The sequence below is a fragment of the Rhizobium sp. B21/90 genome, from assembly GCF_019355815.1.
GTDB classification, from domain to species: domain Bacteria; phylum Pseudomonadota; class Alphaproteobacteria; order Rhizobiales; family Rhizobiaceae; genus Rhizobium; species Rhizobium rhododendri.
Genome location: NZ_CP072165.1, coordinates 293,239 through 316,643, shown reverse-complemented (window position 1 = coordinate 316,643; position 23,405 = coordinate 293,239). Strand labels below are relative to the sequence as shown.

Below are 23,405 nucleotides of genomic sequence, written 5' to 3'. Positions count from 1 at the left end.
AGGACGTCGATAGTGCCGATCGCCTGCCGCATTCGACGTGATGGAGCTGGCGGTATTTTACGCCTGGCCAAATGCCGCTGATTATTTTCTGAGGGCCATTTCTATCTCGTCGAGGACCTTGTCCTTGCCGATCCCGGTCAGAAAGGCGAGACCCTTGATCACCGGCTTTGTGACGGATGCGGAAATGGGCGTGGTGGAGACGATGAAGTCGACGCCGTCGGCAAGCGACGGAACCTCGGTCGCCTTGGCCTGCATGGCGTTGAAAGACAGGCCACGCTTCTTCATTTCTTCCGTCACGGCAGCGTTTACGGCCGTCGATGTAGCAATTCCGGTGCCGCATGCGAAAAGGATAGTTTTCTGCTTGGCCATGTTCAGGATTCCTTTGGTGAGCCGAGAAGCACCCTCACGTCGTGAAGCGTTTTGGCGCGCTTCAATCCATCGAGCGTCGTCGGGCTTTGAATGGCTTCGATAATCTGTTGAAGGGTTTCGATCTGCTTGTCCTTGTCGTTGATCGCAAGCAGGAAAACGGTGCCGACGGGGAGCAGCTCTTCCGGCTCCTCCATATTGGCGAACACGACCGGCGTCGACAGGGTCGCCATGGCAACGCCGGCCTTGATTACATGCTCCGGATCGGTATGCGGCACGGCGACATTTTCGTCCCGCTCCAGCGGCAGTCCTGTCGGCAGGTTCTTTTCGCGGCTGACAACGGCGTCCGCGTAGGTAGTCTTGACATATCCCAGCGTCTCCAGCCGGGCCGCAAGGAGCCGGATTACCTCTTCCGCCGTGGTAGCCCGAACATCGAGCAGGATGGCTTCCGGTTCCAGTATGTCCAACAGGGTAGGCATGTCGTCTCTCCAGTTTCTGTCACACCCGCACAAGGACTTTAGAGTGCGAGTGTCGTCTTTGCCGGTCTGGTTTACCAACGCCTTCTCTCAGGCCGCAGAAGCTTCCACCGGCTCGTCTTCCGCCCCGGCGGCCCGTTCCCAGGCAAGACTATTGCGCCGATAAAGGGCGAAGAGTGCCGCGATGATGGCCGCGAGCAGGACGATGCCGAAGACGCCGAGCCCCTGGATCGCGTTGATGATGACATAGGGGATCCAGAGGAAGCCGTCGACAACGGAGGTGACTTGCAAAGCGTTCGCCGGCAGCTTGAAGCCGGATGAGACGGCAGCGCTGGTAAACAACGGTGCAAGCGCATTCGCCACATAGAAGCCGATGGCAAGCGTCACGGTTCCAACCACGACCATGCGGAACACGTTGCCCTTGAGCAGCGGTGCCGTCAGGGCGACGATGAAAGGGATGACCGCGAGATCGGCAAACAGAATGACGCGATTACCCGGCAGGATAACCGAGAGGATGATCGCAATCGGAACCAGGATGAGCGACGACGAGATCGCCGCCGGATGACCAATCAGGATGGCGGAGTCCAGGCCGACGAGAAGTTCGCGGTCTCCGGTTCTCTTTCGCACGAACGCCTGTGCAGCGTCTGAAACCGGAAGCAGGCCTTCCATCAGCACTTTCACCATGCGTGGCAGGAGCAGCATGACTGCGGCGAGCGTCATGCCCGTGCTGAGGATTTTTGAAAGAACGGTCCCGAGATCGCCAGCGTTGTAGAAGGCGATGGTTCCGAGTATGAGGCCGATGATGAGGCCCAGCACGACCGGCTCGCCGAAAACGCCAAATCGACGCTCGATGGTTTCGGTGCTGATGTTGATCTTGTTGATGCCCGGGATGCGATCCATGATCCAGTTGAGCACGATTGCGATCGGCAGAATTTGTGCCGAGGCAATATGTGGTACCGAGATGCCGGGGACGCCATAGAACTGCTGGACAGCACGGGCGGACCAGTCGGCAAACAGCAAGGACAGGGCAGCCGCCAGGGCGGCTATGGCGATGCCATAGGCAAGGCTGTCGGTAGCCGCCACGACCAGCGAACCGATGAAAGCGAAGTGCCAGAAATTCCAGACATCGACGTTCAGTGTGCGGGTCCAGCGCAGCAGCAGCAGGACGACGTTGACGAGAATGCCAACTGGAATGACCCACAAGCCGACCGACGAACCAAACGCGATGGCAGCAGCAGAGGGCCAGCCAACGTCGACGATATCCCGCTTTATCCCGGTATTGGTGACGATCGCCTGGGCAACCGCACCAATCGAGTTGAACATCAGCCCGAGAACAAGATTGATCCCGATAAAGGCGACGCCGATTGTCACCGCCGCGCGAAATGCCTTGCCGACCTTCGCTCCGAGAATGACGGCGATTATGAAAATGACGATCGGCAAAAGCACAGTCGGACCAAGCGTATCGACGGCCGACTTCAAGCCACTCAGAAAAGTGTCCATATGCGAATTTCTCCCCTCCCATGCTCCATGGCGGCTCCTCCGCCGCATCAGAACATTTGTTCCTCCAACAATACGAAAGTTTATGATTCAGAATCAAATTTGTGTCAATTGCCTATCGGCGCACAGCTTTCGCGCTCGGATATTTACTGTCCTTTCGGCAAGTTCGCCCAAATCATGGCTTCCCTCGAAAGCTCCTCGAATGAACTGAATACCTTGTCGGCGCCCGCTTCAAGCAAATGTGTCTCGTGCTCAACATACGAGTGGCCTCCGCCGGTAAAGCCGAAAACCGTCATGCCGGCCGCACGTCCCGCCTGCGCGCCAAACAAAGAGTCTTCGATGACGAGACAATCAGACGGAGCGAACCCCATCTTGCTGGCTGCGAAGAGAAACAGGTCCGGGGCGGGCTTGCCGTGTTTCACCATGGACGAACTGAAAATGTCGTCGCCGAAAAACGAAATCAGTCCAGTCAGCGACAGGCTATGCTGTATTCTTTCCAGCGAGGAAGACGAGGCGACGCAGCATCGTGCATCGAGAGCGGACAGAAAAGCCGCCACGCCCTTCATGGCTTCGAGTTGCTCGGTGAAGACCTCTTTGGTTTCCAGCCAGACGTCCTCGACATGGTCCCTGGGGTAATCCTGTCCTGTCAGATCATGTATGCGGGCGAAGATATCGGCCTGCTTCATTCCAAAGCATTTGCCGACCACGTCCGGGGTGATTGTCAGCCCGTGCCTTGCATACACCCGAACATAGGCCGAGGCAGCCAACGGCTCGCTATCGACAAGAACGCCATCGCAATCGAATATGAAAAGCCGGTCTTTTGCCAATCCCTGTCCCTCCCCGGACACTGTGCGGAATTCCATTGGAGATGCTGCTAACTGCCTTTTGCTAAAGAAAAGTTCGTCTCGCTCCCCGCTTCGAATTTATACATATTGACATACCACAATACAAATGTTCATTTATGACGTGAGGATGAATGACTGGGCAGCGACACTTTCGGGAGGGGTGAAGATGGCTATATGGCAATGGGCGCTGCTCGCTTTGGGCGCGGTGTGGTTGTTGCAAGTGATTGGCGTCTGGCTGCAGATGCGGCACTACACAGACGTCTTCAAAGGAATAACCAGCAAATATAATGACGGATACGTGGGTGCCGGACACGCGCGCGGTCGCCTCAGAAGAGGCACGATTGCATTGCTGGTCGTCGGCCAGGACATGAAGGTGCAACGCCTCATGACGATGACCGGACGTTCCGTTTTCGCCAAATTCAAGCGAAACGAGCAATATGAAGGCCAGTCGCTCAATGCATTGAAAGCTGCGCAAGCCGTCGCTGCTGCGGACAACACGCACGCGGCCATTTCCAAGGCAATCGAGCAGGTCGAGCACGTTCGAGAGGGCAAGGGGCCGGCAGCGCCGCGCCTCAGGCTTGCCTCGGCATAAAACCCAAAACTATTTCAGATCAATCGAACTGCATTCAAGGAGGAGAGAATGTTATTCGCGTCAGTGCTGGCCGATCATGGCCATCTCGCTATACACGATTTAGGGTCGACGTTTTCCGATGCTGCCTTGCACGGAAAGATGGTTGCCAAGGGAGCCGCCGATAAGCTTATCGTTCTGGCCCAGGCAAATTCCGACATTTCCGTCGAGCAATTCAAGGAAAAGCTGAACAGCGTCAACAAAGAAGAGCAGCTCGGCGGACTGGCGAATATCGGCAAGTATTTCATCGGCATTTTCCAGAAGGGCGGCGAGGTCTTCGCAGGCTTCGTAACAGGAATTATTCCGACGCTGGTCGTGCTGATGACCGCCTTCTATGCCCTGACCGAAATGGTCGGCGAGGAGCGCGTTCATGGCATTGCTCGCGGCGCCGGGCGCATCGCGCTGACGCGCTATACCGTGCTGCCGCTGCTGTCGGTGTTCTTCCTGACCAACCCGATGGCCTATACCTTCGGCGCGTTCCTGGAAGAAAAGCACAAGCCTGCATTTTACGATGCAGCTGTGTCCTACGTTCATCCGCCGCTCGGCTTGTTTCCGCATATCAATCCCGGCGAATACTTCGTCTGGGGCGGCGTTCTCGTGGCGCTGCAGGAGCTGGAAAAGCGCGGCGTCGTCCCGGGCGGATACCACATCAAGATGGCCATCTGGTACGCCATTGTCGGCCTCGTGGTGATCCTGCTGAAGGGCATGCTGACGGAACGTATCACAATGATCATGGCCCGCCGTCAAGGCGTGGAACTCTGATTGCCACTTGGGAGGAGGGGCTATTATGGCAACTGAATACAAGGCAGTAAATATTTCGAGGGGTCCCCAGGGCTGGGGTGGCCCGCTGGTTATCCAGCCGACCATGCAGCGCAACAAGATCGTCTCGGTCACCGGCGGCGGTATTCACCCCGTCGCGCGGCGGATCGCGGAACTGACCGGCGGCGAAGCCGTCGACGGTTTCCGGGCGCCACCGGTCGAGGGCGAAATGGCCGTTGTCGTCGTCGATTGCGGCGGTACTGCGCGATGTGGGGTCTATCCGCGCAAGCGCATCCCCACCGTCAACATCACGCCTGTCGGACAGTCGGGACCTCTGGCGCAATTCATTACCGAAGACATCTATGTCTCCGGCGTGAAGGAGCAGAACATCACCATGGCCGACGGTTCCCAGCCGGTTACCGTGGCAGCGGCCGGAGGGGCTCCGAAGGCAACCGCCGCCCCTAAGACGGTACCTGTCGAGACCGGCGGTGGTGGTTTCATCAACCTGATTGCTGGCATCGGTCGCGTCATGGGCCGCGTCGTCGGCATCTTCTTCAATGCCGGACGCCGTACGATCGACCAGGTCATCCGCAACGTGCTGCCGTTCATGGCATTTGTGACCATGCTGATAGGCTTCATTCTGTATACCGGCGTTGGCGATGTGCTTGCCGAGCCGATGGGGCCGCTTGCCAACAATATCGTCGGCCTTCTGATCATCTCCGCCATCTGCGGCCTGCCGTTCCTGTCGCCTATTCTCGGCCCAGGTGCGGTTATCGCCCAGGTCATTGGCGTGGCGATCATCGGCCCGCAGATCGCAAACGGCACCATTGCGCCCGCAATGGCCCTCCCGGCACTCTTTGCCTACAATGCGCAGGTCGGTTGCGACTTCGTGCCTGTGGGCCTGGCGCTGGGTGAGGCAAAACCGAAGACGATCGAGATCGGCGTTCCCGCCGTTCTCATCAGTCGCCAGATCATGGCCCCGGTTTCTGTGCTCATTGCCTGGGTTACCAGCCTGATCGTGTTCTAAGCCGACGCGTGCGGACGTCTAGCAGACTGCCCGCACGCCCAATACGACAACACCAGGCCGAGCTATTTCTCTAGAGAAGGATTTGTCCATGGCACTGCACCTCAAGACGCAGATTACCGCCGTCGGTCCCGACGTGGCCGATCTGGCCGATGGCGGCGTCCTCATTCTGTTTGCCGACGGCGCTCCGCCCGAACTGGCCGAAGTGTCCGTCCTCCATCTGCCCGATGTCGGGCCCACCGAACAGGAGCCTTCCGTGGGCTCGTCGATCAGGGTGGGTTCTGCCAGCAGCCGGATCACGGCGATGGGGCCAATTGCCTGGAACAAGGTGCTGGAAATCGGCCACGTCGTCATCAACTTCAACGACGCCACGACCGTCGACAGCCCGGGTGCCATCTGCGCCGCGGCAATCGACGCGGATGTGTTGAAAAGCGCACTTTCAGTCGGGACGACGATCACCATCGGTGATTGATCTCGACTGTTGCTGATTATCTAGTGAATGGATGTTTTTATGGAACGCTCAACAATTGTGCGCGTGAAGGAAGGTCTTCATGCTCGTCCGGCAACTCGCTTCGTCAAGCTGGCGAAGAGCTTTGCGAGCGAAGTGGAGATCGTCAAGGATGCGAAGGTCGTCAGTGCGAAAAGCTCGGTAAAATTGATGCTGCTTGCGGTCAAGGAAAACGACTCTGTCGCCCTGCGAGCCACCGGCGCCGACGCACTCGAAGCACTGGATGCACTGGTGCAGTTCCTGGAGAATCCGGAGTCAGGTCTCGACGGCGTCACAAATGCCTCTGCGGCGCCCGTTGCCAGCGAGGCTACCGGCACTGCTGCGCCTGAGCGCGCCGGCGTGCTTCAGGGGATCGCCGCCAGCGAGGGCGTCGGCTTGGCGAAGATATTTCGCTATTTTCCGAAGAAGTTCAAACCCGTGCAACGCCGGCTGCGGGACGATGAAATCCTCTTCGAAATAGAGCGATTCGAGAAGGCGATCTCGTCTGTCAGACAGCAGATGGAGGCAGCACTCGCTGCCAAGGGACTGTCTGAGACGGACAGCAGCATCATTTCCGCGCTTGTCGAGATTGCCGGCGATCCTGAGATCATCGACGGCGTCGTGGTTGCGATCGGCGAGGGCCTCGATGCGACCGATGCCGTCTTGAAGGTTACGGACGAAACGGCAGCCTCCTTCGGTCGCGTTTCCGATGCCTATCTGAATGCAAGAGCCGACGACGTAAAAGCCATTGCGCGACAGATCTGTCTGGCGCTTGCCGGCGAACGCGACATCGGCCTCGATGAAATCACGGAGCCATCCATTGTGCTGGCGGAAGATATCGGCGCCTGGGACCTGGCGCGCGCACCGGTTAAGCTGATCAAGGGCGTCATCTGCGCCCACGGTGGCGCCACGTCGCATATCGCCATCATTGCAAGGGCGCACGGCATTCCGGCTGTCCTCGGTCTCGGCAATGGTATCGATGCCCTCGTCTCGGCCACGGACGTTGCTATCGATGGCGGCAAGGGACTTATCTATCCCGATCCGGATGCGGCGTTACGCGAGACGTTCGCCCGGCGTCTTGACGCGGCGGCGAATGAGGAAGTCCGTCTGCGTGCATTCAAGGATGTGCGGCCGCATCTCGCGGACGGCACGCCGATCGAGGTTGCCGCAAACATCGGCTCCATCGAGGAGCTCGAAGCCGCCAAGGAAGCCGGTGCGATGGGCATCGGCCTGTTCCGTACCGAACTCCTGTTCATGAAGCACGGCGGATTGCCGAGCGAGGACATGCAGTTCGATATCTATTCGCAGGCAGCGCGGGGAATGGCACCCGATCCGGTCATCATCCGGACGCTCGACATCGGTGGCGACAAGCCAGTGTCGGGCATCGTGTTTCCCGAGGAGCAGAACCCGTTCCTGGGTTGGCGTGGTGTGCGCATGTGTCTCGACAGGCCGGATATCTTCAAGCCGCAATTGCGGGCACTGCTGCGCGCCGCGACGCAAGGCAATATCAAGGTGATGTTGCCGATGGTATCCACCATCGAAGAGGTCAAGCGCACGCGGGATCTGATCGACGAATGCGCGCGCGAACTTGCCGCCGAAGGAAAGCCTTTTGCGAGCTTCGCTCTCGGCGTGATGATCGAGACGCCCGCAGCGGTGATGATTGCGCCGTCGCTGGCAAGAGAGGTCGATTTCTTCTCGATCGGCACAAACGATCTGACGCAATACATCATGGCGGCCGACCGGATGAACCCGCAGGTCGCGGCACTCAATGACGTCGGCAATGCGGCAGTCCTGACGGCAATCGAGATGGCAGCGAGGGCCGGCAAGGAGGCTGGTATCATGGTCGGCATGTGCGGGGAGGCCGCTGCCCGCCCGGATCTGATCCCGCTGTTCCTGAAATTCGGTTTGACCGAACTCAGCATGAGCTCCGCCTCCATTCCGCGCGCGAAGAAATGCATTTCGGAACTCGGCTCCGCAAGCGCCGGTTGATCTGCCGGAGCCGGATATCGAAACCGTAATGACGATTTCCAATTGCGCCTACTGTTGTTAAGGGTAGTTTTTTACTTCCTAAGACGCGGGAGCCAACTTGGCACGTTCGAAGAAAGACATCTCAAAATCCGAAGGCGCAGAAGATCAGGCCCCATCGGCCGGCCAGACTTCGGGCAACCGGGCTGACAGAATGCGCATTCGGGCTGCCTGGATGTATTTCGTCGAGCAAATGACCCAGAACGACATCGCGGACATTCTGGGCGTCGGGCGCGTCACCGTCGTTCGCATGCTGGCGGAAGCGCGAAGTCGCAACGAAGTAAAAATCGCCATTGAGGGAGAGCTTGCGGAAATCGTCGGGCTCGAACGATCGCTCGAGATCGCCTTCGGAATAGAGCAGGTGGTCGTGGCACCTTTGTCCGATCCGGAAGCGGACCCAATCCCGACGATTAGTGCAGCAACCGGTGCGTTTCTGTCTAACGCGATGAAGCCGGGAATGACGGTCGGTGTCGGCTGGGGCAGGACGCTGTTTGCCTGTCTTTCGTCGATCAATGCCCGTAATCTTCAGGATTTCAAAGTGATTTCGCTTTTGGGCGGTGTCAGCCAGGCGCGCCGATTCAATCCTGCCGAATTTGCCTGGCGCTTTGCCCAGGTGTTCCAGGGCGACGGCTACCTCATTCCGGCGCCAGCGATGGTCGACAGCCTGGAAACGAAGGAAGCGCTGATCAAGCGATGCGGTCTCCAGGATATTTTGGACATGGCCGACAATATGGATGCGGTGGTTGTCAGTGTCGGCGGCATCGATTCTGCAACAACCTTTTATCGCGGCGGCTTTCTTACCGAGAAGCAGAGAAGCGAACTGGAAAAGCTGGGCGCGGTTGGCGACCTGCTATTCCATTTTTACGATCGAAATGGCGATGTGCTGGATCATCCGATCAACAATCTCATCATGTCGGTCGAGGTCGATCGTATCCGCCGAACTCCCTTGCGGATCCTCGCTTCGGGCGGAATAGACAAGCGCGAATCGATGCTCGGCGCCATGCGCCTTGTCCAGCCAACGGTCCTCATCACCGATGAGGAAAGTGCACGGCGCCTGTTGCAGGGCGCGGATGATTTCCTGGCAGCAGAAGCGCCATAAGCCTCGCCTGAAATACCCATTTATCCGTGAAATTCGAGAGCCGGCCGATCCCCCATCGGTGGCATGCGGACGCTGTTGCCTGATCGCAGCAGCGCATCTTTGAGGTCTCGAAATGAACATTCGCGTTGACAGAAAGACAAATGTACGAATACAGTCGCACTGAAAGACACGGTCATTAATTAACTTGGGAGGAGTTTCTATGGCTATCAACGTCGCGCCAACGGGCTTGGCGCGTGATCTCATTGCACGCGCTGAAACAGGACGTCCGGTTCGTATCGGCTTGATCGGCTCAGGCGAAATGGGAACCGACATCGTTACTCGCGTAGCCCATATGACGGGCATCGAGATCGGTGCAATCTGCGATCTCAATCTTCCCGCCGCGTCACGCGCGGTCGACATTGCCTACCAGGAAACCGGACATGCACGCGAAGCCGACAGCGCAAGCGCGCTGTCGGCGGCGATGGAAAGCGGCAAGATCGCCGTCACCAGCGATGCCAATCTCATCCTGCAGAATGGCCTGATCGACGTCGTGATCGATGCGACCGGCGTGCCCGCCGTTGGCGCTGAAATCGGCCTCTCCGCCATGGAAAATGGCAAGCACCTCGTCATGATGAACGTCGAAGCCGATGTGACGATTGGGGCTTTCCTGAAGAGCGAGGCCGAGCGGCTTGGCGTTACCTATTCGCTGGGCGCCGGCGATGAACCGTCTTCCTGCATGGAGCTGATCGAATTCGTCTCGGCGATGGGGCATCCGATCGTTGCGGCCGGCAAGGGAAAGAACAATCCCCTGAACATCGATGCCATACCGGACGACTATGCAGAGGAGGCCGCGCGCCGACACATGAATGTCCGTATGCTCGTCGAATTCGTCGATGGATCGAAGACGATGGTCGAGATGGCGGCAATCGCCAATGCGACCGGGCTGGTTCCTGACAAACCCGGCATGCACGGCCCGGCAGCAACGCTCGACCAGCTTGCAAAGACGCTTGTGCCTGAAAAGGACGGTGGCGTGCTGTCGCGCATCGGAGTCGTCGATTATTCCATCGGCAAGGGTGTGGCGCCCGGCGTTTTCGTCGTTGCCGACATGTCGCATCCGCGGATTTCGGAGCGAATGGAAGACCTGAAGATGGGCAAGGGCCCGTACTTCACATTCCATCGGCCCTACCACCTGACGTCTCTCGAAGTGCCGCTGACCTGCGCGCGCGTCGTGCTTTACGGCAAGGCCGACATGGTGCCCCTGTCGAAGCCGGTCGCAGAGGTCTGTGCTGTCGCCAAGAAGGATATGAAGCCGGGCGAAAAACTCGATGCAATCGGCGAATATTGCTACCGCGCCTGGATCATGACGGCGCCAGAGGCGCGCAGCGCGTCGGCCATTCCCTGCGGCTTGCTGCAGGGCGGCACGGTGACGGCCGCCATCAAAAAGGGTGAGCTGATCACCTATGCCAACGCGGCAGTGGCGCCGGGCTCGAAGATTGCAGCGCTGCGGGCGCGTCAGGACAAGCTTGTTTACGGGGCAGGAGCTTAAGGATGCCAAACAGTCCGACAGCCGAGGCAATTGTTGCTGAAACAGGCAACATGCCTTTTCTCTACAAGAATTTCAGCCGCGAGCAGCTATTGGAAGCCTTGCGGAAGATGCATCTGATCCGGAAGTTCGAGGAAGGCGCCGAGGAGAGTTATACGCGTGGCCTGATTCATGGCACCATGCATCTTTCCATCGGTCAGGAAGCGAGCGCCATGGGCATCTGCCTGGCGCTGACCAACGAAGACCAGATCACCTCGACGCATCGCGGTCATGGCCATTGCATTGCCAAGGGTGCGGATGTGAAGCGCATGTTTGCCGAGTTCTTCGGCAAGACGACCGGCTATTGTGCCGGTCGCGGCGGATCGATGCACATCGCCGATGTGACGACTGGAAACCTCGGCGCCAACGGCATCGTCGGCGGCGGCATTCCGATTGCGGTCGGCGCTGCGCTGACGTCGAAGCGGATGAAAACGGGCAAGGTCGTCGTCTGTTTCTTCGGCGACGGCGCCAACAATGAAGGCGCATTCCACGAGGCGCTGAACATGGCGGCGGTCTGGAAGCTGCCGGTCGTCTTCGTCTGTGAAAACAACAAATACGGCATGTCGACTTCGACAGAGCGTTCGACCGCCGTCCCGAACATTGCCGATCGTGCTGCCGGCTATGCGATGCCGGGTGTCATCGTAGACGGCAACATCCTGTCGGATGTTGCGGAAGCCTCGCAGGCTGCCGTCGAGAGGGCGCGATCCGGTCAGGGGCCATCCCTCATCGAGTGCAAGACTTACCGGCATCGTGGCCATTCCAAGAGCGACCGCAACCGCTACCGGACGAAGGACGAGATAGACGACTGGATGACCAATCGCGACCCGATAGACATGTTCGAGAAGCAGCTGGCCGAATTCGGCATAGCGGACGAGGCGACGCTGGCAGGTATTCGCGACAGCGTTCGCGAGGAGATTGCGGCAGCCATCGAATTTGCCAAGTCCAGCCCATCGCCCGAAATGGCTGATCTCGGACAGAACGTATATACGGAGCAGTCGTAATGGATGCGGCAGTGAGAGAGCTGAGCTATTCCCAGGCTATTCAGGAGGCGATGGCGATTGCCATGGAAGCCGATGAACGCGTGTTTCTCATGGGCGAGGATATCGGCGTCTACGGCGGTGCCTTCCAGGTGACCGGCGATCTGATCGAGCGGTTTGGTCCTGATAGGGTCATGGACACACCGATCTCCGAACTCGGCGGCGCGGGCGTGGCGGTGGGCGCCGCCCTGACCGGTATGCGTCCGATTTTCGAATTCCAGTTTTCCGACTTCGCAGCACTGGCCATGGAGCAGATCGTCAACCAGGCGGCGAAAATTCGCTACATGCTGGGTGGAGCGGTTTCCGTACCGCTGGTCATGCGCTTTCCGGCAGGCTCGGGAACCGGTGCGGCAGCACAGCACAGCCAGAGCCTTGAGGCGTGGCTCGGTCACGTTCCGGGGCTGAAGGTCATCCAGCCGGCCACGCCGCACGACGTGAAGGGCATGCTGCTGGCGGCCATCGAAGACCCGGACCCGGTGATGATCTTCGAGCACAAGCTGCTTTACAAGATGAAGGGACCCGTTCCCGAAGGCCACTATATCGTGCCGATCGGCAAGGCCGCCATCGCCCGCGAAGGCCGCGACCTGACGATTGTTGCGACGTCGATCATGGTGCACAAGGCGCTGGAGGCTGCCGATACGCTGGCGGCCGAGGGTATCGATGTCGAAGTCGTTGATCTTCGCACCATTCGCCCGATGGACCGGGAAACCGTCATCGCCAGCGTCAAGAAGACTTCCCGCCTGATGTGTGTCTACGAGGGCGTCAAGACCCTCGGTGTCGGTGCCGAGGTCAGTGCGATGATCGCTGAAAGCGATGCCTTCGATTACCTCGATGCGCCCATCGTGCGGCTTGGCGGCGCCGAGACACCCATTCCTTACAATCCCGAGCTGGAGAAGGCAGCCGTGCCGCAAGTCGCCGGCATTCTCGCCGCGGCACGCGATCTGGTGAAGGGAGTGCGCTGAGCCATGGCAATCGAAGTCATTCTTCCGAAGGTTGACATGGACATGGCAACCGGCCGGATATCCAAGTGGTTTTTTGAAAGCGGCGCCACGGTCAAGAAAGGCGATGTGCTTTTCGAGATCGAGACCGACAAGGCGGCCATGGAAATCGATGCTCCGGCAAGCGGCATCCTGCGTGATGTGGTGGGTGCCGAGGGTATGGATATCGCCGTGGGAGCGCCGGTGGCGTGGATCTACGAAGAAGGCGAGGCTTATTCTCCGGGCTCCAGCGCTGCACCTGCCGCGCCTCCGGCAATTAACGCTGAGGCCGTTCCGGAGCAGACTGCATCCGTTGAAGCTGCTGCAAGCCCCGTGGTAGCGGGTGAGGGCATCCGTGCCACACCGCTTGCCCGGCGATTGGCCCGCAATGCCGGGATAGACATCAGCCGCATAACCGGATCCGGACCAAATGGCCGGGTGACGCGCGCCGACGTGGAAGGCTACGCACCGCCTGTTCAGCAAGAAGAAGCCGTTGCCGCGCCTTCCGGTGCTCAGAAGCCGGTGGTTGCCGGTCCGTCGAGCGAGCAGACCCGCAAGCTCTTTGCCGAGGGAAGCTACGATCTCGTCGCCCATAGCAACATGCGCCGGACGATTGCGCGCAGGCTCGTCGAGGCAAAGAGCACCGTACCGCATTTCTATCTGACGATCGATTGCAACATCGACGCTCTTTTGAAACTGCGGGCCGAGGTGAATTCCTCGACGCTTCCGATCGGCGGCAAGCCAGCCAACAAGCTTTCCGTCAACGACATGGTCATCAAGGCCTACGCAATGGCACTCGCCGCAGTTCCTGATGCCAACGTGTCATGGACTGACGACAGCCTGATCGTCCATCGGCATGTAGATATCGGCGTTGCCGTATCCGTACCCGGCGGGCTTATCACGCCGATCGTGCGAAATGCCGAGACAAAGACCTTGTCTGTCATTTCGACCGAGATGAAGGACCTCGGTGCCCGCGCCAAGGAAGGTAAGCTGAAGCCCGAGGAGTACCAGGGGGGGACCGCCGCGATCTCCAATCTTGGCATGTTCGGCATTCGCGAATTCGCAGCCATCGTCAATCCGCCGCACGCCACCATCCTTGCCGTCGGCGCCGGAGAAAGACGCGCCGTGATCTCCGGGGAGGCTGTGGTACCCGCGACGCTGATGACCGTGACGCTATCGACCGATCACCGTGCAGTGGATGGCGCTCTCGCGGCAGAGTTGATCGGAGCCTTCAGGACATACATCGAAACGCCGATGGCGATGATCATATAGTGCAAGTCCGGGTGGATCAGATCCACCCGGATGCCCCAAAGTCTCCTTGCGAAGATGGGCTGGAGGAAAAGTCTCACTTCCATGCCTGAGCGATCATGAAGCCGATCGCCGCGGCGCTCAAATGGTCGGCGCTACCAGCCGTTCTGTGCTCGGGGCCCGATCGAACTTGTTTTCCGCATTTTGCCGGGCGAGCATGCCGACGCGCATCTCTGGCAGATCAGGTGTCGCCCAGTTGGGCTCGCCGCCAAAAAACTTGTCGAGAAATGCGACCGCATAGGCAGGCATCTCGCTGGTGTTCTCCTTGAACGACCACCAGGTCCGCAGATCATCGACACCGCCCGACAGGGGCAATGTCGACTGGAATTCCTGCTGATGCACGGCTATGACCGCACTGATGCAATAGTTGGTGTAAAGAAAACCCTCGGGCCAGAAGGCCACAATCCCGGGGACCGGAACGGCGCTTTTTGCCTCTACCAGATCGACTTTCGCAGGCCGCGCCTTGATCAGTTCTTTCAATGCGAGACCGCCGGCAAAAACGATGAAATCCGCACGGTTCACAGTCGCTAGGCTCTTCTTCGCATCCAGCACCTCGACCCAGTCGATGAATACCTTTGCAAGCTTGTCCTCGTCGATGGTGACAGACAGTCCGTAACGCGCAGATAGCGTCTGCGCACTGCTGCGAAATGACTTTCGAAACCATCTGAGTTGGCGGAGCCGATGTCCGAAATCAGGCTCTGCTGCAATCTCATTCTGGGTGAGCAGATCCAAGCGCGTAACTCCGGCAGGACAAATTATCCCGAATATTGCGCTTAATTTGTACAATATGCATAAGAAACTGTCAAATGTTCAGCGCACAGCTTCAGGGAAGGTGTCTGAGAAGGCTCGTGCAGGTTTTAATCAGTGCTTCGGTTCGCAAGCCGGACCTGATGGCTTCCTGAAAGACCTCGCTGCGGAGATTGCAAACCGTGATCGCATCCGGCGTAAACGACTGAAACTCGCTTCCCGTGAGGCGATCTGAAATCGAAAGTGCGAACGCAAGCGACAGGGCCGCATAGAGTTTCCAGGTTTCGCTGTCATGGACATTGCCAACGCTCGCGATTGGCTCGTGCTTTACAAACGCGACGAAAACTGTTGCGCAGCAGGTGCCGAGGTCGTCCAAGGTCCATCGCTCGCTTCTGGACGCCGTCATGACTTGCCTTGCCGCTGCCGTGACGCGCGCTTTCAGGATGAGCCGGGCCGGGCCAACGCCCTTGGTGATGAGCTTGAGCGCCGTGTAAAGGTCGTCGGTGAGTTCGTCCTCGTCGCCAGAGATTGCTCCGCTCGCTGCACCGAAGTAGAAGGAGAACTCCCGGAACCCTGCCTCCGGCGCCCGCAGATCCCGCAAAGGCGTGACGAGCGATTGCAACGTTGTCATCACCCCATCCACCGTCTGCAAAGTGCCGCCGACAAGACGGCTTAGCTCTGCCGGAAGGGGTGGCAATGGCTGGTTGGCGACGCTGATGGCGGGTGCCTCGGAGCTCAACGTGTGGATGAGATGCCGGAGGCCCCGAAACTGGTCACCGATATTGTCTTTCAGGTCCCGTCGAATGGTAGAAAGCATGGCACAGCCTCTATCTGAAGAACGCCCGGCCGAGCCGAGGCATTTCGCCAGATTATACCCTATATCAGGACAATATTGTACGCCTTCCTCGCAAAAATAGAGTCTTCCGGTTCACTTGTATGACACTCAGTAGACAAGCCAGGAGGCGCCAGTGGGTGTAGGGGCGCTTCGTCGCAAGGGGCCTTGATGCGCGCACCTAAAACGCAGCGCCGGGCCAGCGCATATCTCTGCCCGCATCATTAGTTTCAACGTCCACCGGTTCAGCTCCCATAAACCCCCGCGCCTGTGCTTCGCACCGTGCCCAACTGTACCGTCTTTCATCCCCTTGACGCCTTCGTCGGGCTGCCATAGGCTTTGTCGTATTCACCAGGGGTGTCCCGTCAAGGGGCTGAGATTCTGCTATCGCGCGCAGTGACCCGTTGAACCTGATCCAGTTCATACTGGCGTAGGGACGGTGCAAAGCGCTGCTGCAGTTACAGATCCGCATCCCGGATTCCGTGTCGGCGTTCTTCCATCATTCCGGCTCTAGGACTGGGTCTCCAAACGCAAACTTGGAGCCTCACGATGAATATTGCCTCTAAAAACCAGAGCCCGACGGTCACCTCGGGCGCATTCCCGGCCTCCCGCAAAATCCATGTCGAAGGCCAGCGATATCCCCACATTCGCGTGCCGATGCGCGAAATCTCCCTGCATCCGACTGCGGGGGAGCCGCCTGTTATCGTGTATGACAGCTCGGGCCCGTACACCGATCCAGGCCATATCGTTGCGATCGATCGCGGTCTTTCGCGCCTGCGGGAAAACTGGATCCTGGCGCGCGGCGATGTTGAGCGTTACGAAGGCCGCCACGTCATGCCGGAGGATAACGGCTTTGCCACCGGCGAGCGATTGACGCCGGAATTTCCCGTTCGCGATGCGCCTCTGAAGGCCGCTCCCGGCCGGGCCGTCACCCAGCTTGCCTATGCTCGCGCCGGCATCATCACGCCCGAGATGGAATTCATTGCCATCCGCGAAAATCTCGGACGCCAGGCTGTCCGTGAAGCCTCGTTGCGGGATGGCGAAAGTTTTGGCGCTCACATCCCGGATTTCGTAACGCCGGAATTCGTGCGCCGTGAGGTGGCCGAGGGCCGCGCCGTCATTCCGGCCAATATCAACCATCCCGAAAGCGAGCCGATGATCATCGGCCGTAATTTTCTGGTGAAGATCAACGCCAACATCGGCAACTCTGCTGTCACCTCGTCCATGGAGGAGGAGGTCGAGAAGATGGTCTGGGCGATCCGCTGGGGCGCCGATACGGTGATGGACCTGTCGACCGGTCGCAACATCCACAATATCCGCGACTGGATCATCCGCAATTCGCCCGTGCCGATTGGCACCGTGCCGCTCTATCAGGCTTTGGAAAAGGTGGGTGGCATTGCCGAAGATCTTTCCTGGGAAGTCTATCGCGACACACTCATCGAGCAGGCCGAACAGGGCGTCGACTATTTCACCATCCACGCCGGCGTCCGCCTTGCCTACATCCACCTCACCGTCAACCGCGTGACCGGCATCGTCTCGCGTGGCGGGTCCATCATGGCCAAGTGGTGTCTGCACCACCACCGCGAAAGCTTTCTCTACGAGCACTTCGACGAGATCTGCGATATCGCCCGCGCCTACGACGTGACGTTTTCGCTGGGCGACGGACTGCGTCCGGGCTCGATTGCCGACGCCAACGATGCCGCCCAGTTCGCGGAGCTGGAGACGCTTGGCGAACTGACGAAAATCGCCTGGGCAAAGGATTGCCAAGTGATGATCGAAGGACCGGGCCATGTTCCGATGCACAAGATCAAGGAGAACATGGACAAGCAGCTGGAGACCTGTGGCGAGGCGCCGTTCTACACGCTTGGACCGCTGACCACCGATATCGCCCCCGGCTACGACCACATCACGTCGGCAATCGGCGCTGCGATGATCGGCTGGTTCGGCACCGCTATGCTCTGCTACGTGACACCGAAGGAACATCTGGGCCTGCCCGACCGCGACGACGTCAAGACCGGCGTCATCACCTACAAGATCGCCGCCCATGCGGCCGATCTCGCCAAGGGCCATCCGGGCGCACGCCTGCGTGACGATGCGCTGTCGCGCGCACGGTTCGAATTCCGCTGGGAGGACCAGTTCAATCTTTCGCTCGACCCGGATACGGCGCGCAGCTTCCACGACCAGACGCTGCCGAAGGAGGCGCACAAGGTGGCGCATTTCTGCTCCATGTGCGGCCCGAAATTCTGTTCCATGAAGATCTCGCACGAGATCCGTGCCGAAGCGCAGAAGGAGGGGCTGGAGGCGATGGCTGCCCGCTATCGTGACGGCGGCGATCTTTACATGCCGGTGGAAAATCCTGCCGAGACGATAGTCGGTGAAGCCTGATGGCGGGGTTTCTTGTCAGGGGTGCCGGTGTCGCCGGACTGACCGTCGCGTATGAACTGCGCAAACGCGGCCATGAAGTCGATATTGTGGATTGCCGGGATGCGGCAGGGCTCGGAGCATCGTCCTTTGCCGGCGGAATGCTTGCGCCCTATTGCGAAAGAGAGGCGGCGGACGAGAGCGTTCTGACACTGGGTTGGGGAGCTGCAGACTGGTGGAGCGACGCCGTACCGGGCGAGGTCGTTCGCAACGGCACGCTGGTGGTGGCACAGCCGCGCGACATGCCGGATCTCGTCCGGTTTGCCTCCCGTACGACAGGCCACGTCTGGGTCGACCGGGATGGCATCGCCGAGCTCGAGCCATCGCTTGGCGGGCGGTTCGAAAAGGCGCTGTTTTTTTGGTCCGAAGCCCATCTCGATCCGCGGAGGGCGTTGACCCGTCTGGCCGAAGCTCTCGGCCGGGGTGGCAGCCGGTTCTACTTCGGTGCCAGCCAGCTGCCGGAACGGCACTACACTTCCACAATCGATTGCACCGGACCGGCGGCGATCCCCCACATTACCGGGCTGCGTGGCGTACGGGGCGAGATGCTGCATCTGGAAACCGAGGAGATCAGTTTGTCGCGTCCGGTGCGGATGCTGCATCCGCGCCATCCCATCTATGTCGTGCCGCGCGCCAACCACCGCTTCATGGTTGGCGCGACGATGATCGAGACGGAGGATGACGGGCCGATTTCGGCACGTTCGCTGATGGAATTGCTCAACACGGCGTATGCGCTTCACCCAGCCTTCGGCGAGGCGCGGCTGGTGGAAACCGGTGTCGGCATCCGTCCGGCTTTCTCGGACAATGTCCCGCGCGTGGTTGAAACCGGGGAGGGGCTGGCGATTGCCGGCATGCACCGCCACGGTTTTCTGCTGGCGCCCGCCATGGCCGTGAAGGCCGCAACACGCCTTTCCAATGGCATGTCCACCAGGAAGGAGTTTTCCCGATGAAACAACTCATCGTCAATGGTGAAGCCCAGGCTCTGCAGGCGGCAACGCTGGCGGAGCTACTTGCCGTGCTGGAATACGAAGGCGAGTGGCTGGCCACAGCAGTCAATGGCGATCTCGTGCACCGCGAGGATAGGGCGGACAGGCGCCTCGAAGACGGCGATCGGATCGAAATCCTGTCGCCCATGCAGGGGGGCTGATCGATGCTGAAACTTTACGATACCGAACTGTCGTCGCGCCTGCTGCTCGGAACGGCGCGTTACCCGTCGCCGGCGGTGCTGGGCGAAGCGGTCAGGCGGTCGGGTGCCGAGATCGTCACGGTGTCGCTTCGCCGCGAAACCTCCGGCGGCAGAACCGGAGGCGCATTTTTCGAACTCATCCGTCAACTCGGGGTGCGTGTCCTGCCCAACACGGCCGGATGCCATAGTGCCTCGGAGGCCATTCTGACTGCCAGGATGGCAAGGGAGATCTTCGCGACAGACTGGATCAAGCTGGAAGTCATCGGCAATCACGACAGTCTGCAGCCGGATGTGTTCGAGCTTGTCGAAGCAGCGCGGATCCTCACCGACGAAGGGTTTTGCGTCTTTCCCTACACGACGGACGATCTCGTCGTTGCGGAAAAACTGCTGGCCGCTGGTTGTCAGGTGCTGATGCCCTGGTGCGCGCCAATCGGTTCGGCGGCGGGTCCGCGCAATGCGTCGGCGCTCGTTGCCTTCAGGGCGGCCTTCCCCGCGATCCCGCTGATCGTCGATGCCGGCCTCGGACGGCCGTCGCATGCCGCTGCTGTCATGGAACTGGGTTACGACGCCGTGCTGCTCAACACCGCCGTCGCCATGGCCGGCGATCCGCCTGTCATGGCCGAGGCGTTCGCGAAAGCAGTCGATGCGGGGCGGCTTGCCTATCTGTCCGGCATGCTGGAGCCGCGTGACATGGCCGTTCCCTCGACGCCCGTCATCGGCAAGGCGGTGTTTCAATGAGGCTCGATCCCTTCTACCTCATCGACGACAGTGCCGACTGGATCGAGCGCCTGGTGCCGCTCGGCGTGAAACTCGTGCAGTTGCGCGTCAAGGACAAGTCTGAGACCGAGTTGCGGCGGGAAATCCGGCGCGCCAGGGCCGTGTGCCTGGCTCACGGATGCCAGCTTGTCGTCAACGACTACTGGCAGCTGGCGATCGACGAGGGATGCGACTTCGTCCATCTCGGACAGGAGGACCTTGCCGGGGCAGACCTTGCCGCCATTCGCGCGGCCGGGTTGAAGCTCGGGCTTTCCACCCATGATGTCGCCGAACTCGACACGGCGCTTGACGCTCGACCGGATTACGTCGCGCTTGGGCCGGTCTGGCCGACCATCCTCAAAAAGATGAAATGGCAACCACAGGGGATCGAACGGGTTGCCGAATGGAAGCGCCGGATTGGCGATCTTCCCCTCGTTGCCATCGGCGGCATCACTGCCGAGCGGGCACCGCTGGTGTTGGAGCATGGGGCTGCGTGCGCAGCTGTCGTTACCGACATCACCCTTCATGAAGACCCGGAAGGCCGGACACGGCAATGGCTTGCAGCAACGGCACCGTGGAGACTTGGGGAAATCGAGAAATGACGCTGATAGCCCTTACCATCGCCGGATCGGACAGCGGCGGCGGCGCCGGTATCCAGGCGGACCTCAAGACATTCTCCGCCCTCGGCGTTTACGGCGCAAGCGTGCTGACCGCCGTCACTGCGCAGAACACGTTGGGCGTTTCGGCCATAGAGGATATCTCCGTTTCCATGGTTGCAGCCCAGATGCAGGCGGTGCTCGCTGATCTCGTCGTCAACGCGATCAAGATCGGCATGCTGTCGCGCGAGGACACGATCCGGACCGTTGCCGAGGGCCTTCGGGGCTTCGACAGACCTGTCGTGCTCGATCCCGTCATGGTGGCAACATCCGGAGACAGGTTGCTCCGCGACGATGCGGTGGCTGAGTTGAAACTGGCACTGATGCCGCGAGCCGATATCATAACGCCGAACCTCTTCGAGGCAGCAATCCTGACGGGCCTGCCGGTGGCAGAAACGCCGGAAGAGGTTGCACGGCAGGCACTGCAGATGCGCAACGAGGGCGCACGTGCGGTGCTGATCAAAGGCGGTCATGGCAAGGGTAGCGAATGCGTCGACACCCTTTTGACCATCGACGGCACCTTCCATGCCTTCAGATCACCGCGTCTCGAAACACTCAATGGTCACGGAACCGGCTGCACCCTGTCAGCAGCCATTGCCGCCCAACTCGCCCACGGACACGATCTGCCGACCGCTGTCGGAATGGCGAAAGAATACGTGCACGCAGCCCTAGCCGCTTCAAGAGATCTGCGGATAGGAAAGGGCCGCGGTCCGGTGCACCATTTCTATGCCCAATGGAAGGAGTTGGGAGGCGCTTAGTCCAATGAGCGCAACCGCAAACTTCAGGAGCCGATTATATCGCGGCGTTATTTCTTGCTCGGCCTCACGGCGTTGCGCAAGTCGATGAGGCGATCAAGCGATCTCAATGTCCTGTCGCGCGCAACTGTGGCCAGCGCCAGCATCAGCGCTTCGATGCAAACCATGGTGGAGCCGTGCAGGGCGACGTGTTCCGTCTTCGCCCTTGGAATGACGATCGATGCATCCGCATGCCGACGCAACACGGTGTCGGGCTGTCCTACCAGCATGACGATGGGGATGCCGAGACGCTTGGCTTCGCCGATCGTGGCCATGGCCTCGCGATGTGGTCGGCCATATGCCATCATAATGAGCGCGTCACCGCTTTCCATTGACAGCAACTGCTCGGCAAGAGCGATCCCTGTAGCGTTCAGCGTATAGGACCGGTAGCCGTTTCTATGGAAAAGGCGGGAAGCGTAGCTTGCAATGATACCGGACGCGCCTATCCCGAACACCCCGATGGATCGTGCCTCGAGAAGCAGGGGCACCGCCAGTTTAAGCGCCTCGCGACTGGAGGGTTCCGCTAGTGCCGCCATCGCCTTTCGATGATCGTCGATGACAAAATCGATCGCGGCATCCGCGCCGCTGTCGAGTGCCTCCGTCGTCGCGGCCATCTTTTCGGAAGGCGAGTCTGTTTCGCCGATATGAGACTCTAGCGTATCCTTGAGGTCGATGAGGCCTTCGAATCCGAGCGCCTGGATCGCGCGGATGACGGTTGCATCCGAGGTCACGGTATCAGCGGCAATTTCGAGCGCAGATTTTCCAAGGACCGCGTGGCGGTGCTGATCGATATAGTCCACAACGCTGATCAGGCTTGGCGAAAGAGACCCTCGGCGGCTCTTCAGTCTTTCGCCAAAGCGATCGATGCGTCGCGGCCGCCGTGTCCTGCCAGGCGCGCCATCTGGTTCTTTTGGCATAGTCTATTCCCAAAGTTTGAAGGCCAAAGCGCCCTCTTGTCCCAAGCGGTTCTATTTCGACGGCATCGGTGGCTGCCGGCCTGAAATTTGAGACTGGACGACGGAGACCATCAGCGAAAGGGCCGCGTATGAATTGGAGATCGCTTCCTCCCTGGGCAGGACAATATAACGGCCTTCGCGGCAGGCTGCGAGGAAGCGGCAATAGTCCGGCAGTATCTTGTTCATGGCAGCGATCTCGTCTGCAGGCGTGCCGCCGATATCCGACCGATATGTATCGAAGATATAGTCGGCATCGAGCTCCGGCAGTCGTTCGGCACTGACTTCCACGCGGCCGCCCTCCGGAATGCTGTCGATGATCTCGGGGAACCTGAAACCGGCATCTCGAAGGACACGACCAAGCGAACGATAGGTGTGGTAGATGCTCACCTTGCCATTCTGCGCCTGCATTACGGAGACGGTGACCTTGGAGGTATCCACCAGCTTTTTCAGTTGCTCTATCTGGACCTTGTAGCGCCGGTCGAGCACCGCAAGGCGGCCTTGAGTTCCCGTCAGGTCGGCAAGTTTCTCGTATATGTGCGGCGCCCCGCCCGAGGTATCGTCGATGACGACTGTCGGGGCTATTTTAGCGAGTTGTTCGACGGGCGTCGTGCGCCCCGGTTCGGTGATGATAAGGTCTGGTCCTGCCGCGACCACAGCCTCCATGTCGGCGGTGACAGCGCCAATGTACTGAATGCCGGAATTGTCGAAATCCACACCTGTCAGGATCGGGCTCGAGCGCAGATATGGCTTGCCGTCGACGCCGGCACGGCCATGGCTGGCGACGGGTGGTGCGCCGAGTTCAATGAGCGGTATGGTGATATCGAGGTCGTGCATCGAGACGATCCGAAGTGGGCGCTTCGGCACTTCGACAACCCTGCCGGCGTCGTCGGTAAAGGAGCGCATTTCTGCTGCCTGGACTGCAGTAAACGAGACCATCGACAGAGCGATGATGGCGGCGGCAAATGCGG

At 59.8% G+C, this 23,405-nt stretch carries 24 protein-coding genes and 1 riboswitch; of the genes, 16 read left to right on the top strand and 8 right to left on the bottom strand.

What is annotated here, in order from left to right; all coding sequences use genetic code 11:
* Positions 1-81: 81 nt before the first annotated feature.
* The 4 genes from J5278_RS29500 to J5278_RS29485 form a co-directional block, all read right to left on the bottom strand.
* On the bottom strand, positions 82-369 hold the full coding sequence (locus J5278_RS29500) for a PTS sugar transporter subunit IIB (RefSeq protein WP_209185600.1): 288 nt from the start codon (positions 367-369) through the stop codon (positions 82-84).
* A 2-nt stretch (positions 370-371) separates the two neighbouring features.
* Positions 372-845, bottom strand: coding sequence for a PTS sugar transporter subunit IIA (locus J5278_RS29495; protein ID WP_209185599.1), 474 nt, complete (start codon positions 843-845; stop codon positions 372-374).
* 87 nt (positions 846-932) lie between these two features.
* Complete coding sequence (locus tag J5278_RS29490) at positions 933-2,342, bottom strand: PTS galactitol transporter subunit IIC (RefSeq protein WP_142825003.1); 1,410 nt, start codon at positions 2,340-2,342, stop codon at positions 933-935.
* A 143-nt stretch (positions 2,343-2,485) separates the two neighbouring features.
* Positions 2,486-3,166 carry an HAD family phosphatase gene (locus J5278_RS29485; RefSeq protein WP_257625539.1) on the bottom strand — a complete coding sequence of 227 codons (681 nt, stop codon included), beginning with the start codon at positions 3,164-3,166 and terminating at the stop codon, positions 2,486-2,488.
* Between the two features lie 184 nt (positions 3,167-3,350).
* Here J5278_RS29485 and J5278_RS29480 point away from each other — a divergent pair, with 184 nt between their 5' ends.
* The 10 genes from J5278_RS29480 to J5278_RS29435 all read left to right on the top strand — a co-directional run bounded on the left by J5278_RS29480 (position 3,351) and on the right by J5278_RS29435 (position 14,053).
* Positions 3,351-3,776 (top strand): transcriptional regulator GutM, encoded by a 426-nt coding sequence (locus J5278_RS29480; protein WP_209229799.1) that lies wholly within the window; start codon positions 3,351-3,353, stop codon positions 3,774-3,776.
* 48 nt (positions 3,777-3,824) lie between these two features.
* Positions 3,825-4,574, top strand: a complete 750-nt coding sequence (locus J5278_RS29475; protein ID WP_209185596.1) for a PTS glucitol/sorbitol transporter subunit IIC — start codon at positions 3,825-3,827, stop codon at positions 4,572-4,574.
* A gap of 25 nt (positions 4,575-4,599) precedes the next feature.
* Positions 4,600-5,598 carry a PTS glucitol/sorbitol transporter subunit IIB gene (locus tag J5278_RS29470; RefSeq protein WP_209185595.1) on the top strand — a complete coding sequence of 333 codons (999 nt, stop codon included), beginning with the start codon at positions 4,600-4,602 and terminating at the stop codon, positions 5,596-5,598.
* Positions 5,599-5,686: 88 nt separating this feature from the next.
* Entirely contained in the window at positions 5,687-6,067 is a 381-nt protein-coding gene (locus tag J5278_RS29465; RefSeq protein WP_209185594.1) for a PTS glucitol/sorbitol transporter subunit IIA, read from the top strand.
* Between the two features lie 39 nt (positions 6,068-6,106).
* On the top strand, positions 6,107-8,071 hold the full coding sequence (gene ptsP / locus J5278_RS29460; RefSeq protein WP_209185593.1) for a phosphoenolpyruvate--protein phosphotransferase: 1,965 nt from the start codon (positions 6,107-6,109) through the stop codon (positions 8,069-8,071).
* Between the two features lie 118 nt (positions 8,072-8,189).
* Positions 8,190-9,206 (top strand): sugar-binding transcriptional regulator, encoded by a 1,017-nt coding sequence (locus J5278_RS29455; RefSeq protein ID WP_257623518.1) that lies wholly within the window; start codon positions 8,190-8,192, stop codon positions 9,204-9,206.
* A 199-nt stretch (positions 9,207-9,405) separates the two neighbouring features.
* Positions 9,406-10,731 carry an NAD(P)H-dependent oxidoreductase gene (locus tag J5278_RS29450; RefSeq protein ID WP_209185592.1) on the top strand — a complete coding sequence of 442 codons (1,326 nt, stop codon included), beginning with the start codon at positions 9,406-9,408 and terminating at the stop codon, positions 10,729-10,731.
* Between the two features lie 2 nt (positions 10,732-10,733).
* A complete protein-coding gene (locus tag J5278_RS29445; RefSeq protein ID WP_280636342.1) occupies positions 10,734-11,768 on the top strand; it encodes a thiamine pyrophosphate-dependent dehydrogenase E1 component subunit alpha in 1,035 nt (344 codons plus the stop codon).
* Positions 11,768-12,766 carry an alpha-ketoacid dehydrogenase subunit beta gene (locus tag J5278_RS29440; RefSeq protein WP_142825011.1) on the top strand — a complete coding sequence of 333 codons (999 nt, stop codon included), beginning with the start codon at positions 11,768-11,770 and terminating at the stop codon, positions 12,764-12,766. The genes J5278_RS29445 and J5278_RS29440 overlap by 1 nt, the downstream gene beginning before the upstream one ends.
* Before the next feature lie 3 nt (positions 12,767-12,769).
* Positions 12,770-14,053 (top strand): dihydrolipoamide acetyltransferase family protein, encoded by a 1,284-nt coding sequence (locus J5278_RS29435; RefSeq protein ID WP_209185591.1) that lies wholly within the window; start codon positions 12,770-12,772, stop codon positions 14,051-14,053.
* 117 nt (positions 14,054-14,170) lie between these two features.
* On the opposite strand, the gene J5278_RS29430 is transcribed toward J5278_RS29435, so the two are convergent.
* Positions 14,171-14,821, bottom strand: a complete 651-nt coding sequence (locus J5278_RS29430) for a hypothetical protein (protein ID WP_209185590.1) — start codon at positions 14,819-14,821, stop codon at positions 14,171-14,173.
* A gap of 91 nt (positions 14,822-14,912) precedes the next feature.
* Complete coding sequence (locus J5278_RS29425; RefSeq protein WP_209188066.1) at positions 14,913-15,653, bottom strand: hypothetical protein; 741 nt, start codon at positions 15,651-15,653, stop codon at positions 14,913-14,915.
* 358 nt (positions 15,654-16,011) lie between these two features.
* Positions 16,012-16,123: riboswitch (TPP riboswitch) on the top strand.
* Between the two features lie 94 nt (positions 16,124-16,217).
* On the opposite strand from J5278_RS29425, the gene thiC reads away from it, so the two are divergent.
* From thiC to thiD, 6 genes are read left to right on the top strand one after another with little or no spacing between them, the layout of a single operon-like run.
* Positions 16,218-18,053 (top strand): phosphomethylpyrimidine synthase ThiC, encoded by a 1,836-nt coding sequence (gene thiC, locus J5278_RS29420; RefSeq protein ID WP_209185588.1) that lies wholly within the window; start codon positions 16,218-16,220, stop codon positions 18,051-18,053.
* On the top strand, positions 18,053-19,039 hold the full coding sequence (locus J5278_RS29415) for an FAD-dependent oxidoreductase (protein ID WP_209185587.1): 987 nt from the start codon (positions 18,053-18,055) through the stop codon (positions 19,037-19,039). The genes thiC and J5278_RS29415 overlap by 1 nt, the downstream gene beginning before the upstream one ends.
* Positions 19,036-19,236, top strand: coding sequence for a sulfur carrier protein ThiS (gene thiS / locus J5278_RS29410; protein WP_209185586.1), 201 nt, complete (start codon positions 19,036-19,038; stop codon positions 19,234-19,236). Before J5278_RS29415 ends, thiS begins: the two co-directional genes overlap by 4 nt.
* Before the next feature lie 3 nt (positions 19,237-19,239).
* Positions 19,240-20,013 (top strand): thiazole synthase, encoded by a 774-nt coding sequence (locus J5278_RS29405; protein WP_209185585.1) that lies wholly within the window; start codon positions 19,240-19,242, stop codon positions 20,011-20,013.
* On the top strand, positions 20,010-20,633 hold the full coding sequence (locus J5278_RS29400; protein WP_209185584.1) for a thiamine phosphate synthase: 624 nt from the start codon (positions 20,010-20,012) through the stop codon (positions 20,631-20,633). The genes J5278_RS29405 and J5278_RS29400 overlap by 4 nt, the downstream gene beginning before the upstream one ends.
* A complete protein-coding gene (thiD, locus tag J5278_RS29395; RefSeq protein ID WP_209185583.1) occupies positions 20,630-21,445 on the top strand; it encodes a bifunctional hydroxymethylpyrimidine kinase/phosphomethylpyrimidine kinase in 816 nt (271 codons plus the stop codon). The genes J5278_RS29400 and thiD overlap by 4 nt, the downstream gene beginning before the upstream one ends.
* A 47-nt stretch (positions 21,446-21,492) precedes the next feature.
* Here thiD and J5278_RS29390 read toward each other — a convergent pair whose 3' ends face one another.
* Together J5278_RS29390 and J5278_RS29385 are read right to left on the bottom strand one after the other, a co-directional pair.
* Complete coding sequence (locus J5278_RS29390) at positions 21,493-22,398, bottom strand: MurR/RpiR family transcriptional regulator (protein ID WP_209185582.1); 906 nt, start codon at positions 22,396-22,398, stop codon at positions 21,493-21,495.
* A 51-nt stretch (positions 22,399-22,449) separates the two neighbouring features.
* Positions 22,450-23,373, bottom strand: a complete 924-nt coding sequence (locus J5278_RS29385; protein ID WP_247749370.1) for an ABC transporter substrate-binding protein — start codon at positions 23,371-23,373, stop codon at positions 22,450-22,452.
* Positions 23,374-23,405 lie beyond the last annotated feature (32 nt).